Genomic DNA, 13,828 nt, shown 5'->3' with positions numbered 1-13,828 from the left:
GAACCGCGATGAACCTGCTGCTCGCCGAGGTGGCCCAGGCCACCCAGCGGCTGGCCGACGCCGGTGTGCCTTCGCCGAGATTCGACGCGGAGGAACTCGCCGCGTTCGTGCACGGCGTCAAGCGGGGCGAGCTGCACAACGTGCCGGACGCCGACTTCGACGCCCGCTACTGGGAGACCATCGCCCGGCGCGAGGCCCGCGAACCGCTCCAGCACATCACCGGACGCGCCTTCTTCCGCTATCTGGAGCTCCAGGTGGGGCCCGGTGTCTTCGTGCCCCGCCCGGAGACCGAATCGGTCGTCGGCTGGGCGATAGACGCCGTCCGCGCGATGGACGTGGTCGAGCCGCTGATCGTCGACCTGTGCACGGGCTCCGGTGCCATCGCCCTCGCCATGGCCCAGGAGGTGCCGCGCTCGCGCGTGCACGCCGTGGAGCTGTCCGAGGACGCCCTCAAATGGACCAGGAAGAACGCCGAGGACTCCAGGGTCACCGTGCACCGCGGAGACGCCCTGACGGCCCTTCCCGAGCTCGACGGACAGGTCGACCTGGTCATCTCCAACCCGCCGTACATCCCGCTCACCGAATGGGAGTACGTGGCCCCCGAAGCCCGCGACCACGACCCCCAGATGGCTCTCTTCTCCGGTGAGGACGGCCTCGACACCATCCGCGGCATCGAGCGCACCGCGCACCGCCTGCTGCGCCCCGGCGGCCTCGTCGTCATCGAGCACGCCGACACCCAGGGCGGCCAGGTGCCGTGGATCTTCACCGAGGAGCGGGGCTGGGCCGACGCGGCCGACCACCCCGACCTGAACAACCGCCCCCGGTTCGCCACGGCCCGCAAGGCGATGCCGTGACCGGCGGCCACCACCCGCACGACCCGTACCAGCCCTACCCGAACATGCTTGAGGAGGCCGGCTGATGGCACGGCGATACGACTGCAACGACGCGACGGACCGTACGACGGGTCTGCGCGAGGCCGCGTCCGCCGTCCGCCGCGGCGAACTGGTCGTGCTGCCCACCGACACGGTGTACGGGATCGGTGCGGACGCCTTCAGTTCCGAGGGCGTCGCCGACCTGCTGGACGCCAAGGGCCGCGGCCGCAACATGCCGACGCCCGTCCTGATCGGTTCCCCGAACACCCTGCACGGCCTGGTCACCGACTTCTCCGAGCAGGCGTGGGAGCTCGTCGACGCCTTCTGGCCCGGCGCCCTCACACTCGTCGCCAAGCACCAGCCGTCCCTCCAGTGGGACCTCGGCGACACCCGCGGCACCGTCGCCATCCGGATGCCGCTGCACCCGGTCGCCATCGAGCTGCTCACCGAGGTCGGCCCGATGGCCGTCTCCAGCGCCAACCTCACCGGACACCCCTCGCCCGAGGACTGCGACGCCGCCCAGGAGATGCTGGGCGACTCCGTCTCCGTCTACCTCGACGGCGGTCCGACGCCGGGCATCGTCCCGTCCTCGATCGTCGACGTCACCGGCAAGGTGCCGGTCCTGCTGCGCGCCGGCGCGCTCTCCGCGGAGGAGCTGCGCAAGGTGGTACCCGACCTCGAGGTGGCCAATTGACCGCCCCTGAGGGGCGTGGCATAGCGGGGCAGACCGACACTTTCCGCATCCTCCACGTCAGCACCGGCAATGTCTGCCGCTCACCGATCACCGAGCGGCTGACCCGCCATGCCCTCGTGGACCGCCTCGGCGACCCGCTCCAGGGCGGCCTGATCGTGGAGAGTGCCGGCACCTGGGGGCACGAGGGCGCCCCGATGGAGGCCAACGCCGAGGTGGTCCTCGCCGACTTCGGCGCCGACGCCACCGGGTTCGTCGGCCGTGAGCTGCTGGACGAGCACGTGATCCGCGCCGACCTGGTGCTCACCGCCACCCGCGACCACCGGGCCCAGGTGATCTCGATGGGTCACTCGGCCGGTCTGCGGACCTTCACGCTCAAGGAGTTCACCCGGCTGGTCCGGGCGATAGACCACGCGACGCTGCCGGACGCGAAGGACGAGGGCGTCGTCGAGCGCGCCCGCGCGCTGGTGCGCGCCGCCGCCGCGCTGCGTGGCTGGCTGCTGGCCCCGACCGCGGAGGCCGACGAGGTGTACGACCCCTACGGCGCCCCGATCACGTTCTTCCGGTCCATCGGCGACGAGATCAACCAGGCCCTGGAACCGGTCGTCACCGCGCTGACCGGCGTATCGACCCCGCGCTGACCGGCGCGGGGGCCGGACGGGTGCACCGCGGGGCGTGACAGCGGGCAGCGGACCCGTCGCGGGCCTACATTGGAGCTGACCTCAGCGCACTCCTCCCAGGCCCGGAGCCCCCGATGCCGGTCACCGCCCCCGCCGCACCCCCGGCCACCCTGCCGCAGGACTTCGACGCCCTGCTCCGGGAGGACCCGGAGATCGCCGATGTGCTGCTGGCGGAGCTGCGCCGGCAGTCCGGCACCCTGCAGCTGACCGCCGCCGAGAACTTCACCTCGCCCGCGGTCCTGGCCGCGCTCGGCTCGCCGCTCGCCAACAAGTACGCCGAGGGCTACCCCGGCAAGCGGCACCACGGCGGCTGCGAACAGGCGGACGCCGCCGAACGCCTCGCCGTCCGCCGGGCCACCGCGCTCTTCGGCGCCGAGCACGCCAACGTCCAGCCGCACTCCGGCTCCTCTGCCGTCCTCGCGGCGTACGCGGCCCTGCTGCGGCCCGGCGACACGGTCCTCGCGATGGGACTCCCGTACGGCGGACACCTCACCCACGGCTCACCCGCCAACTTCTCCGGGCGCTGGTTCGAGTTCATCGGCTACGGGGTGGACTCAGAGAGCGGACTGATCGACTACGACCAGGTCCGGACCCTGGCCCGGACCCACCGGCCCAAGGCGATCGTCAGCGGCTCCATCTCCTATCCGCGTCACCCGGACCACGAGAGGTTCCGTGAGATCGCCGACGAGGTGGGCGCGTACCTCATCGCCGACGCCGCGCACCCGATGGGGCTGATCGCCGGGGGAGCGGCGCCGAACCCCGTTCCGTACGCGGACGTCGTCTGCGCCACCACGCACAAGGTGCTGCGCGGGCCGCGCGGCGGCATGATCCTGTGCGGCGCGGAGCTGGCGGAGCGGATCGACCGCGCGGTCTTCCCCTTCACCCAGGGCGGTGCCCAGATGCACACGGTGGCCGCGAAGGCCGTCGCGTTCCACGAGGCGGCGACCCCGGCCTTCGCCGCGTACGCCCACCGTGTGGTGTCCCACGCCCGGGTGCTCGCCGCCGGTCTGGAGGCCGAGGGCTTCGAGGTCACCACCGGCGGCACGGACACCCACCTGATCGTCGCGGACCCGGCCCCGCTCGGCGTGGACGGCCACACCGCCCGCGCCCGGCTGGCGGCGGCGGGCCTGGTGCTGGACACCTGCGCGCTTCCGTACGGGGACGCCCGGGGCATCAGGCTGGGCACCGCGGCCGTCACCACCCAGGGCATGGGGGACGCCGCCATGGCACGGCTCGCGGCGCTGTTCGGCGCGGCGGTGCGCGAGGAGGGCGACGTCCTCACGGAGGTGCGGGAACTGGCGGCGAAGTATCCGCCGTACCCGGCGTGACACAGGTCCGGTGTCCTGAATGAGGGCGGCCGGTGCAACCGTCACGGCTGCCTCCGTGTCCTCAACCATGAGGCCGGCGTAGTCGGCCCGAGCGGGGGCGTGTGCCGGTCGGGCTAAGGTGTGGGCTGAGATGGCCGGCGACATTTGTGGGGCAGCCCGTGCGTGATTACTTGCTGACGCTCTGTGTCACGGCGGCGGTGACGTATCTGCTCACCGGCCCGGTGCGGAAGTTCGCCATCGCGGTCGGGGCGATGCCCGCGATCCGTGCGCGTGACGTCCACCGGGAACCGACCCCGAGGCTCGGCGGCATCGCCATGTTCGGCGGACTGTGCGCCGGTCTGATCGTCGCCGATCACCTGGCCAACCTCGACGGCGTCTTCGACCTCTCCAGTGAACCGCGGGCGCTGCTCTCCGGGGCCGCGCTGATCTGGCTGATCGGCGTGCTGGACGACAAGTTCGAGATCGACGCCCTGATCAAGCTGGGCGGACAGATGATCGCCGCGGCGGTCATGGTCCTCCAGGGCCTGACGATCCTGTGGCTGCCGATCCCCGGCGTCGGCACCGTCGCCCTCACCCAGTGGCAGGGCACGCTGCTCACGGTCGCCCTGGTCGTCATCACGATCAACGCGGTGAACTTCGTCGACGGCCTGGACGGCCTGGCGGCCGGCATGGTCCTCATCGCGTCCGCCGCGTTCTTCCTCTACACCTACCGGCTCTGGTACGGACACACGATCGAGGCGGCCGCCCCCGCGACGCTCTTCACGGTGATCCTGATGGGCATGTGCCTCGGCTTCCTGCCGCACAACATGCATCCGGCCCGGATCTTCATGGGCGACTCCGGCTCGATGCTCATCGGCCTCGTCCTGGCCGCCGGCGCGATCTCCGTGACCGGCCAGGTCGACCCGGACACCATGAAGATCTTCGAGGGCAGCGAGCGCCAGGCGACCCACGCGATGCTGCCGGTCTTCATCCCGCTGCTGCTGCCGCTCACCATCATCGCGATCCCGGCGGCCGACCTGGTGCTGGCGATCGTGCGGCGCACCTGGAACGGCCAGTCGCCGTTCGCGGCGGACCGCGGCCACCTGCACCACCGCCTGCTGGAGATCGGCCACTCGCACAGCCGGTCGGTGCTGATCATGTACTTCTGGTCGGCCCTGATCGCCTTCGGCGCCGTCGGCTACTCCGTGCACTCGGCGTCGATGTGGATCGTCCTGGTGATCGTGGGCCTGAGCGCGCTCGGCCTGATCCTGCTCCTGATGCCCCGCTTCACCCCGCGCGCCCCGCTGTGGGCGCAGCGCATCGTGCCGCCCCGCTACCGGCGGCGGCGCCGGGTCGAGGAGCCCGCGGCAGCATCCGCGGAGGGACCGGAAGACCAACAGGAGCCGCTGGACGCGCAGATGGGGCAGGAGGGGTCCGAGACCCCTCCACGGGCCCCGGTCGCCGCAGGGGTCTCGGGCGTCAACGGGGCGACCGCCATTGGCCCCCGTTCGCGATTTTCGGACCGGCGTGAGACCGATTCCACACGTCGATGATTCGGGCATCAATGGGCAATACCAGACAAGTCGTTGGGTTGTCTTGCTCACGCGCGCTTGTTCACACTCAAGTGTGACAGCGAGCACACTTTCTTGGTAAAGACCTCATCAAATAGTTTGTGATACCGTTCACGAACCCGGTGACAGAGCCGAAGGACCTGAGTAGCACGGTCCCTTGGCCCCGAGGCATCGACTCGGACCGGGCCTACGCTCGTCCATGACGACACACTGCCAACCCCCAGCAAGCGGAGCTGCCGCCATGCCGTCCAACGACGTCCGGACTCTCCTCCAGACCGCCGTACCCACCGCTGTCGCCGGCGCTGTTGCCGCCGCGATCAGCGCTGGCGTCGCCGGTGGCAAGGGAGCCCTGGGCGCGATCGTTGCGACGATCGTGGTCATCCTCTTCATGGGGATCGGGCTCGTGGTCCTGCAACGGACCGCCAAGTCCCTGCCCCACCTGTTCCAGGCGATGGGGCTGATGCTGTACACGGCTCAGTTGCTTCTGCTGTTCATCTTTGTCGCCGTATTCAAGAACACCACGATGTTCAACCCGAAGGCCTTCGCGATCACGCTGGTCGCGACGACTCTCGTGTGGATCGGCGCACAGGCGCGTGCGCACATGAAGGCCAAGATCCTTTACGTCGAGCCCGAGTCGGAGTCCGACAAGGGTGAGAAGCCCAAGAACACTGGGTCCAGGTCGTGAAGGGTAGGGGCGGGATAAGGGCGAGTTCAGGACCCTGCTATCGTCCGGTTCCAACTGCGGCACCGCGGGCGCGGGCATGTGAGCTGACGCCTGCTCGATCGCGAGGCTCAATGCCTGACTGCCGCTCACACATCCGAAACACCAGTCCAGTGCCGAACCGCGGCTGCGCGCCGCGCCGACACAACGAGGTTGCCGTACCTATGCGCCACGCTGAAGGAGCCCGCGGTGAGTGCTGACCCGACACAGGTGCTCGCCTTCGAGACCGATTGCCACATCTTCCAGAACAACGGTTGTGGTTTCCCGGCTCCCGGTCTGCACTCGTTCCTGTTCGAGCCCCTCTGGGGCGACGGGGACAGCAACTTGTACTTCAACAAGACGATGCTGCTGGCGCTGGTCGGCTCGGTCATCATCGTCGGCTTCTTCTGGGCCGCGTTCGCCAGGCCGAAGCTCATTCCGGGCAAGCTGCAGATGGTGGCCGAGGCCGGCTACGACTTCGTACGCCGCGGCGTCGTCTACGAGACGATCGGCAAGCGCGAGGGCGACAAGTACGTCCCGCTCGTCGTCTCGCTGTTCTTCTTCGTCTGGATGATGAACCTCTGGTCCATCATTCCGGTCGCCCAGTTCCCGGTGACGGCGATCATCGCGTACCCGGCCGCGCTCGCCGCGATCGTGTACGTCCTATGGGTCAGCCTGACCTTCAAGAAGCACGGTTTTGTCGGAGCCCTCAAGAACTTCACGGGCTACGACAAGAGCCTTGGCGCGGTCCTTCCGCTCTCGATGACCATCGAGCTCTTCTCGAACCTGCTGGTCAGGCCGTTCACGCACGCCGTCCGGCTCTTCGCCAACATGTTCGCGGGCCATACCCTGCTGCTGCTCTTCACGATCGCCAGCTGGTACCTGCTCAACGGCATCGGCATCGCCTACGCGGGTGTCTCGTTCGTCATGGTCATCGTGATGACCGCGTTCGAGCTCTTTATCCAGGCTGTTCAGGCCTATGTGTTCGTCCTGCTGACCTGCAGCTACATCCAGGGCGCTCTCGCCAAGGGCCACTGAGCACCCACCTCCTGAAGCACCCGGTGGCCAACCCCCACTGGACCAAGAAAGAGAAGGAAGAACCGGCATGTCTGCTCTCCAGACCCTCGCCGCCACCAGCGTCGAAATCAAGGGCAACCTCGGCTCCATCGGTTACGGCCTCGCCGCGATCGGCCCCGGCGTCGGCGTCGGCATCATCTTCGGTAACGGCACCCAGGCGCTCGCCCGTCAGCCCGAGGCTGCCGGTCTCATCCGCGCCAACCAGATCCTCGGCTTCGCCTTCTGTGAGGCGCTCGCCCTGATCGGTCTGGTCATGCCGTTCGTCTACCCGACCTCCTGACCGGTCGCGAACAGCCCATTCGACGGAAGGCACTGACGTGAACCCTCTGGTTCAGCTCGCGGCGGAGGAAGCGGAAAACCCGCTCATCCCGCCGATTCCTGAGCTCGTCATTGGCTTCATCGCCTTTGTCATCGTCTTCGGCTTCCTCGCCAAGAAGCTCCTCCCGAACATCAACAAGGTTCTGGAAGAGCGTCGCGAGGCCATCGAAGGCGGTATCGAAAAGGCCGATGCGGCCCAGACCGAGGCCCAGAGCGTGCTTGAGCAGTACAAGGCTCAGCTCGCCGAGGCCCGCCACGAAGCCGCTCGTATGCGCCAGGAGGCGCAGGAGCAGGGCGCCGTGATCCTGCAGGAAATGCGGGCGGAAGGCCAGCGGCAGCGCGAGGAGATCGTCGCTGCGGGCCACGCCCAGATCGAGGCCGACCGCAAGGCCGCGGCGTCCGCGCTGCGCCAGGACGTGGGCAAGCTCGCCACCGACCTGGCCGGCAAGCTCGTCGGCGAGTCCCTTGAGGACCACGCCCGGCAGAGTGGCACCGTCGACCGCTTCCTCGACGAGCTCGAGGCGAAGGCCGAGGCAGTCCGATGAACGGCGCGAGCCGCGAGGCACTGGCTGCCGCACGCGAGCGTCTCGACGCACTGACCGACAACACGTCGGTCGATGCGGCGAAGCTCGCCGAGGACCTGGCCGGAGTCACGGCGCTGCTGCACCGCGAGGTGTCGCTGCGCCGGGTCCTGACCGACCCGGCCCAGGCCGGCGAGGCCAGGGCCGAGCTGGCCGGGCGTCTGCTGCGCGGCCAGGTGGGCGGCGAAGCCGTCGATCTGGTCTCCGGCATGGTCCGCTCGCGCTGGTCGCGTTCGCGTGACCTGGTCGACTCGGTCGAGGAACTGGCGAACACCGCGGACCTCACCGCCGCCCAGCGCAGCGGTGACCTCGACGACGTCGAGGACGAGATGTTCCGGTTCGGCCGGATCGTCGCCTCGGACCCGGAGCTGCGCGCCGCGCTCACCAGCCGGACCGCGACCCCCGCCGCCAAGGGCGAGCTGCTGCGCAGCCTGCTCGGCGGAAAGGCGCGGCCCGTCACCGAGCGCCTCATCGTGCGGCTTGTCACCCAGCCCCGGGGACGTAGCCTGGAAGAGGGACTCGACTCCCTGTCCAAGCTCGCCGCGGAGCGTCGTGACCGCATGGTCGCGATCGTCACCTCGGCAGTGCCGCTGAGCGATCGGCAGAAGCAGCGCCTCGGCGCCGCCCTGGCGAAGATCTACGGCCGCCAGATGCACCTGAACCTCGACGTGGACCCCGAGGTCCTCGGCGGAGTCACGGTGCGGGTCGGTGACGAGGTCGTCAACGGCACCATCGCGGAGCGTCTCGACGAGGCGACCCGGCGGATGGCCGGCTGACCCGGCCCGGCGCAACAACAGAGACAGAGCAAGACCAGCGGCCCGGTTGGGCCGTGCAGAAATTGCAGAAGATTCCTGGGGGTCGGCCCCCAGACCCCCTTAAGAAACTTCGGGCCCAACAAGGAGAGCAGGGAACCCAGATGGCGGAGCTCACGATCCGGCCGGAGGAGATCCGGGATGCGCTGGAGAACTTTGTCCAGTCGTACAAGCCGGACGCGGCCTCGCGCGAGGAGGTCGGTACGGTCAGCGTTGCCGGCGACGGCATCGCGAAGGTGGAGGGCCTGCCCTCCGCCATGGCGAACGAGCTGCTGAAGTTCGAGGACGGCACCCTCGGTCTCGCCCTCAACCTCGAGGAGCGCGAGATCGGTGCGATCGTCCTCGGCGAGTTCAGCGGAATCGAGGAGGGCCAGCCGGTGCAGCGCACCGGTGAGGTGCTCTCCGTCGGCGTCGGCGAGGGCTACCTCGGCCGCGTCGTCGACCCGCTCGGCACCCCGATCGACGGTCTCGGCGAGATCGCGACCGACGGCCGGCGCGCCCTCGAGCTGCAGGCCCCTGGCGTCATGGTCCGCAAGTCGGTGCACGAGCCGATGCAGACCGGCTACAAGGCCGTCGACGCCATGGTGCCGATCGGCCGCGGCCAGCGTCAGCTGATCATCGGTGACCGTCAGACGGGTAAGACCGCGCTGGCCGTCGACACGATCATCAACCAGCGCGACAACTGGCGCTCGGGCGACGTGAACAAGCAGGTGCGCTGCATCTACGTCGCCATCGGTCAGAAGGGCTCCACCATCGCCTCTGTGCGCGGTGCCCTCGAAGAGGCCGGCGCGCTCGAGTACACGACCATCGTCGCCGCCCCGGCGTCCGACCCGGCCGGCTTCAAGTACCTGGCGCCGTACACCGGTTCGGCCATCGGTCAGCACTGGATGTACCAGGGCAAGCACGTCCTGATCATCTTCGACGACCTGTCGAAGCAGGCCGACGCGTACCGCGCCGTGTCGCTTCTGCTGCGCCGTCCGCCGGGCCGCGAGGCCTACCCGGGCGACGTCTTCTACCTCCACTCGCGTCTGCTGGAGCGTTGCGCCAAGCTCTCCGACGAGATGGGTGCCGGTTCGATGACCGGCCTCCCGATCGTCGAGACCAAGGCGAACGACGTGTCGGCGTTCATTCCGACCAACGTCATCTCCATCACCGACGGCCAGTGCTTCCTGGAGTCCGACCTGTTCAACGCCGGCCAGCGTCCGGCTCTGAACGTCGGTATCTCGGTCTCGCGAGTCGGTGGCTCCGCCCAGCACAAGGCCATGCGCCAGGTGTCCGGACGACTCCGCGTGGACCTCGCCCAGTACCGCGAGCTGGAGGCGTTCGCCGCCTTCGGTTCCGACCTGGACGCGGCCTCGAAGGCTTCGCTGGAGCGCGGTAAGCGCATGGTCGAGCTGCTGAAGCAGCCGCAGTACTCCCCGCTCCCGGTCGAGGAGCAGGTCGTCTCGGTCTGGGCCGGCACCACGGGCAAGATGGACGACGTCCCGGTCGAGGACATCCGTCGCTTCGAGAGCGAGCTGCTGGAGTACCTGCGCCGCGAGCGCAAGGACCTCCTGACCAGCATCGCCGAGGGCGCCAAGATGTCCGACGACACGCTGCAGTCGATCGCCGACGCGGTTGCCGCCTTCAAGCAGCAGTTCGAGACCTCGGACGGCAAGCTTCTGGGCGAGGGCTGATCGATGGGCGCTCAGCTTCGCGTTTACAAGCGCCGCATCCGCTCCGTCACCGCCACGAAGAAGATCACCAAGGCGATGGAGATGATCGCCGCCTCGCGCATCGTCAAGGCGCAGCGCAAGGTGGCGGCCTCGATGCCGTATGCCACCGAGCTGAACCGTGCGGTCACCGCGGTGGCCACCGGTTCGACCACCAAGCACCCGCTGACCACCGAGGCCGAGACTCCGGCACGGGCCGCGATCCTGCTCGTCACGAGCGACCGCGGTCTGGCCGGCGGTTACTCCTCCAACGCCATCAAGGCCGCGGAGCAGCTGACCGAGCGGCTGCGCGGTGAGGGCAAGGAGGTCGTCACGTATGTGATCGGCCGCAAGGGTGTCGCCTACTACAACTTCCGCGAGCGCAAGGTCGCGGAGTCGTGGACCGGCTTCACCGACAGCCCGACGTACGCGGATGCGAAGCGGGCGGCCGCCCCGATGATCGAGGCGGTCACCCAGGAGACCGCCGAAGGTGGCGTGGACGAGCTGCACATCGTCTTCACCGAGTTCGTCTCGATGATGACGCAGAACCCGGTGGACAACCGGATGTTGCCGCTCAGCCTCGACATCACGAAGGACGAGGACGGCAAGGGAGAGATCCTGCCGCTGTTCGACTTCGAGCCGTCGGCGGAGGACGTCCTGGACGCCCTGCTTCCGCGGTACGTCGAGAGCCGGATCTACAACGCGCTGCTTCAGGCCGCTGCTTCCGAGCACGCTGCCCGTCGCCGCGCGATGAAGTCGGCCACCGACAACGCCGGGGAGCTCGTCAAGAGCCTCTCCCGGCTTGCCAACGCGGCCCGCCAGGCCGAAATCACCCAGGAAATCAGCGAGATCGTCGGTGGTGCCAGTGCGCTGGCCGACGCGACCGCGGGGAGTGACAAGTAATGACGACCACAGTTGAGACGGCCGTTGCCACGGGCCGCGTCGCCCGGGTCATCGGCCCGGTCGTCGACGTGGAGTTCCCCGTCGACGCGATGCCGGAGATCTACAACGCGCTGACCGTCGAGGTGGCCGACCCGGCCGAGGACGGCAAGATCAAGAAGCTGACGCTCGAGGTTGCCCAGCACCTCGGCGACGGCGTGATCCGCGCCATCTCGATGCAGCCCACCGACGGTCTGGTCCGCCAGGCCCCGGTGACCAACACGGGCCAGGGCATCACGGTGCCGGTCGGCGAGATGACCAAGGGCAAGGTGTTCAACACCCTTGGTGAGATCCTGAACAAGCCCGAGGCCGAGTCCGAGGTCACCGAGCGCTGGCCGATCCACCGCAAGGCGCCCGCCTTCGACCAGCTCGAGTCGAAGACCGAGATGTTCGAGACCGGCGTCAAGGTCATCGACCTTCTCACCCCGTACGTCAAGGGTGGAAAGATCGGTCTGTTCGGTGGTGCCGGTGTCGGCAAGACCGTTCTGATCCAGGAAATGATCTACCGCGTCGCCAACAACCACGACGGTGTGTCGGTGTTCGCGGGTGTCGGTGAGCGTACCCGTGAGGGCAACGACCTCATCGAGGAGATGGCCGAGTCCGGCGTCATCGACAAGACGGCGCTTGTCTTCGGTCAGATGGACGAGCCCCCGGGCACCCGTCTGCGGGTCGCGCTGGCCGGTCTGACGATGGCGGAGTACTTCCGCGATGTGATGAAGCAGGACGTGCTCTTCTTCATCGACAACATCTTCCGGTACACCCAGGCCGGCTCCGAGGTGTCCACCCTGCTCGGCCGTATGCCGTCCGCGGTGGGTTACCAGCCGAACCTGGCCGACGAGATGGGTCTCCTCCAGGAGCGCATCACGTCGACCCGTGGTCACTCGATCACCTCGATGCAGGCGATCTACGTCCCCGCGGACGACCTGACCGACCCGGCTCCGGCCACCACCTTCGCCCACCTCGACGCGACGACGGTTCTTTCCCGTCCGATCTCCGAGAAGGGCATCTACCCGGCCGTGGACCCGCTGGACTCCACGTCCCGGATCCTGGACCCGCGTTACATCGCGAAGGACCACTACGACACCGCCATGCGGGTCAAGGGAATCCTTCAGAAGTACAAGGACCTCCAGGACATCATCGCCATTCTCGGAATGGACGAGCTCGGCGAGGAGGACAAGCTCACCGTCTTCCGCGCCCGTCGCATCGAGCGCTTCCTGTCGCAGAACACCCACGTCGCCAAGCAGTTCACCGGCGTGGACGGTTCGGACGTTCCGCTCGACGAGTCGATCGCCGCGTTCAACTCGATCGCCGACGGTGAGTACGACCACTTCCCCGAGCAGGCGTTCTTCATGTGCGGTGGCATTGAGGACCTCAAGGCCAACGCCAAGGAGCTCGGCGTCTCCTGAGCCTCCGGCTCACCGAGGGGGGCGGGTGCGTCCCGTCCCCCTCACCACGCCCCGTAGAATTGACCCAACACCCGGCATGACCGCCGGGTGGTGACCCGAGGAGCCACCCTTGGCTGCTGAGCTGCACGTCGAGCTGGTCGCGGCGGACCGTAGTGTCTGGTCCGGCGAGGCCACCCTGGTCGTCGCGCGCACCACGTCCGGCGACATCGGCGTCATGCCCGGTCACCAGCCGCTTCTGGGTGTGCTGGAATCGGGCCCGGTGACGATCCGTACGAGCGATGGCTCCACTGTCATCGCCGCGGTGCACGGCGGTTTCATCTCGTTCGCCGACAACAAGCTCTCGCTGCTGGCGGAGATTGCCGAGCTGGCGGACGAGATCGATGTCCAGCGCGCCGAGCGTGCGCTGGAACGTGCGAAGTCGGACACGGACGGCGCCGCCGAGCGCCGTGCCGATGTGCGACTGCGTGCGGTGGCGGTGCACTAGCCACCCCGCGAAACGTCTTTACCCTCAGCCGCGGCCCGAGCTGGAGACCTCTCCAGACCGTGTCGCGGCTGAGGCGATGCAGGTGCAGGTGAAGTTCGGGCGGTATCCGTTTACTCGATGACGCGAGGAGGTCGGTGGAGATGTTCCTCGCGCTGTGGGTGGGCGGGCTGGTCGTCGCACTGGTCGCGGTTGGTCTCTTCGTCTTCGGTCTGCGCCGGCGGCTGATTCAGCGCTCAGGCGGGACCTTCGACTGCAGCCTGCGCTGGAATGTGCCGGTGGAGCCCGATCTCTCGGGCAAGGGCTGGGTGTACGGGGTCGCCCGTTACCACGGGGACAAGGTCGACTGGTTCCGGGTCTTCAGCTACTCCCCGCGCCCGCGCCGGGTGCTGGAGCGGGCCTCGATCGAGGTGGTCGCCCGTCGGCTGCCCGAGGGGGAGGAGGAGCTCGCGCTGCTCTCCGACGCCGTCGTGCTCGGCTGTCTCCACCGGGAGACCCGCCTGGAGCTGGCGATGAGCGAGGACGCCCTGACCGGGTTCCTCGCCTGGCTGGAGGCGGCACCGCCCGGCCAGCGAGTCAATGTGGCTTAAACCGGGGCCTCGCTGGAAGGGGGCACCTCCCGGACGAAGTCTGGGGGAGGGTGCGTGGCCTGAGGCCTCGCGCCACACAGACGGAAACCGGGGAGACAGGGGGCGGACCTGT

General features: G+C 68.6%; 15 protein-coding genes. All 15 read left to right on the top strand.

Annotated elements, in window-relative coordinates; all coding sequences use genetic code 11:
• Positions 1 to 8 precede the first annotated feature (8 nt).
• The 15 genes from prmC to ACIO3R_RS07545 all read left to right on the top strand — a co-directional run bounded on the left by prmC (position 9) and on the right by ACIO3R_RS07545 (position 13,716).
• Entirely contained in the window at positions 9 to 854 is an 846-nt protein-coding gene (gene prmC / locus ACIO3R_RS07615) for a peptide chain release factor N(5)-glutamine methyltransferase (RefSeq protein WP_123461669.1), read from the top strand.
• A 64-nt stretch (positions 855 to 918) separates the two neighbouring features.
• Complete coding sequence (locus ACIO3R_RS07610) at positions 919 to 1,566, top strand: L-threonylcarbamoyladenylate synthase (RefSeq protein ID WP_123461670.1); 648 nt, start codon at positions 919 to 921, stop codon at positions 1,564 to 1,566.
• Entirely contained in the window at positions 1,563 to 2,204 is a 642-nt protein-coding gene (locus ACIO3R_RS07605; RefSeq protein WP_073736886.1) for a protein-tyrosine-phosphatase, read from the top strand. The genes ACIO3R_RS07610 and ACIO3R_RS07605 overlap by 4 nt, the downstream gene beginning before the upstream one ends.
• A gap of 113 nt (positions 2,205 to 2,317) precedes the next feature.
• Positions 2,318 to 3,571 carry a serine hydroxymethyltransferase gene (gene glyA, locus ACIO3R_RS07600; RefSeq protein ID WP_385035211.1) on the top strand — a complete coding sequence of 418 codons (1,254 nt, stop codon included), beginning with the start codon at positions 2,318 to 2,320 and terminating at the stop codon, positions 3,569 to 3,571.
• Positions 3,572 to 3,717: 146 nt separating this feature from the next.
• The gene (locus ACIO3R_RS07595) at positions 3,718 to 5,103 is read left to right on the top strand and encodes an MraY family glycosyltransferase (protein WP_385035213.1); all 1,386 of its coding nucleotides are present in this window, start codon (positions 3,718 to 3,720) and stop codon (positions 5,101 to 5,103) included.
• Between the two features lie 259 nt (positions 5,104 to 5,362).
• The gene (locus ACIO3R_RS07590) at positions 5,363 to 5,806 is read left to right on the top strand and encodes a hypothetical protein (RefSeq protein WP_363028755.1); all 444 of its coding nucleotides are present in this window, start codon (positions 5,363 to 5,365) and stop codon (positions 5,804 to 5,806) included.
• Between the two features lie 225 nt (positions 5,807 to 6,031).
• Positions 6,032 to 6,859 (top strand): F0F1 ATP synthase subunit A, encoded by an 828-nt coding sequence (gene atpB, locus ACIO3R_RS07585; RefSeq protein WP_385035217.1) that lies wholly within the window; start codon positions 6,032 to 6,034, stop codon positions 6,857 to 6,859.
• Positions 6,860 to 6,926: 67 nt separating this feature from the next.
• A complete protein-coding gene (locus ACIO3R_RS07580) occupies positions 6,927 to 7,178 on the top strand; it encodes an ATP synthase subunit C (RefSeq protein ID WP_037689279.1) in 252 nt (83 codons plus the stop codon).
• 37 nt (positions 7,179 to 7,215) lie between these two features.
• Entirely contained in the window at positions 7,216 to 7,761 is a 546-nt protein-coding gene (locus ACIO3R_RS07575) for a F0F1 ATP synthase subunit B (RefSeq protein WP_123523513.1), read from the top strand.
• Positions 7,758 to 8,573: a F0F1 ATP synthase subunit delta gene (locus ACIO3R_RS07570; protein WP_385035219.1), complete on the top strand. Its 816-nt coding sequence runs from the start codon at positions 7,758 to 7,760 to the stop codon at positions 8,571 to 8,573. Before ACIO3R_RS07575 ends, ACIO3R_RS07570 begins: the two co-directional genes overlap by 4 nt.
• 140 nt (positions 8,574 to 8,713) lie before the next feature.
• Positions 8,714 to 10,285 (top strand): F0F1 ATP synthase subunit alpha, encoded by a 1,572-nt coding sequence (gene atpA / locus ACIO3R_RS07565; RefSeq protein WP_385035221.1) that lies wholly within the window; start codon positions 8,714 to 8,716, stop codon positions 10,283 to 10,285.
• A 3-nt stretch (positions 10,286 to 10,288) separates the two neighbouring features.
• Positions 10,289 to 11,203 carry a F0F1 ATP synthase subunit gamma gene (locus ACIO3R_RS07560; RefSeq protein WP_385035223.1) on the top strand — a complete coding sequence of 305 codons (915 nt, stop codon included), beginning with the start codon at positions 10,289 to 10,291 and terminating at the stop codon, positions 11,201 to 11,203.
• A complete protein-coding gene (atpD, locus tag ACIO3R_RS07555; protein WP_385035225.1) occupies positions 11,203 to 12,645 on the top strand; it encodes a F0F1 ATP synthase subunit beta in 1,443 nt (480 codons plus the stop codon). Before ACIO3R_RS07560 ends, atpD begins: the two co-directional genes overlap by 1 nt.
• Positions 12,646 to 12,754: 109 nt before the next feature.
• Positions 12,755 to 13,129 (top strand): F0F1 ATP synthase subunit epsilon, encoded by a 375-nt coding sequence (locus tag ACIO3R_RS07550; protein ID WP_024490839.1) that lies wholly within the window; start codon positions 12,755 to 12,757, stop codon positions 13,127 to 13,129.
• 140 nt (positions 13,130 to 13,269) lie between these two features.
• Entirely contained in the window at positions 13,270 to 13,716 is a 447-nt protein-coding gene (locus ACIO3R_RS07545; RefSeq protein ID WP_385035246.1) for a DUF2550 domain-containing protein, read from the top strand.
• The last annotated feature ends 112 nt before the right edge of the window (positions 13,717 to 13,828 follow it).

The organism is Streptomyces sp. NPDC087428, from assembly GCF_044744085.1.
In the GTDB taxonomy this organism is placed as follows: domain Bacteria; phylum Actinomycetota; class Actinomycetes; order Streptomycetales; family Streptomycetaceae; genus Streptomyces.
This window is presented reverse-complemented; position numbering and strand designations above follow the sequence as displayed.

Coding starts and splice junctions, on each gene's coding strand:
- prmC (WP_123461669.1), top strand. CDS start 9: ATGAACCTGCTGCTCGCCGAGGTGGCCCAGGCCACCCAGCGGCTGGCC.
- ACIO3R_RS07610 (WP_123461670.1), top strand. CDS start 919: ATGGCACGGCGATACGACTGCAACGACGCGACGGACCGTACGACGGGT.
- glyA (WP_385035211.1), top strand. CDS start 2,318: ATGCCGGTCACCGCCCCCGCCGCACCCCCGGCCACCCTGCCGCAGGAC.
- ACIO3R_RS07590 (WP_363028755.1), top strand. CDS start 5,363: ATGCCGTCCAACGACGTCCGGACTCTCCTCCAGACCGCCGTACCCACC.
- ACIO3R_RS07580 (WP_037689279.1), top strand. CDS start 6,927: ATGTCTGCTCTCCAGACCCTCGCCGCCACCAGCGTCGAAATCAAGGGC.
- ACIO3R_RS07570 (WP_385035219.1), top strand. CDS start 7,758: ATGAACGGCGCGAGCCGCGAGGCACTGGCTGCCGCACGCGAGCGTCTC.
- atpA (WP_385035221.1), top strand. CDS start 8,714: ATGGCGGAGCTCACGATCCGGCCGGAGGAGATCCGGGATGCGCTGGAG.
- ACIO3R_RS07560 (WP_385035223.1), top strand. CDS start 10,289: ATGGGCGCTCAGCTTCGCGTTTACAAGCGCCGCATCCGCTCCGTCACC.
- atpD (WP_385035225.1), top strand. CDS start 11,203: ATGACGACCACAGTTGAGACGGCCGTTGCCACGGGCCGCGTCGCCCGG.
- ACIO3R_RS07545 (WP_385035246.1), top strand. CDS start 13,270: ATGTTCCTCGCGCTGTGGGTGGGCGGGCTGGTCGTCGCACTGGTCGCG.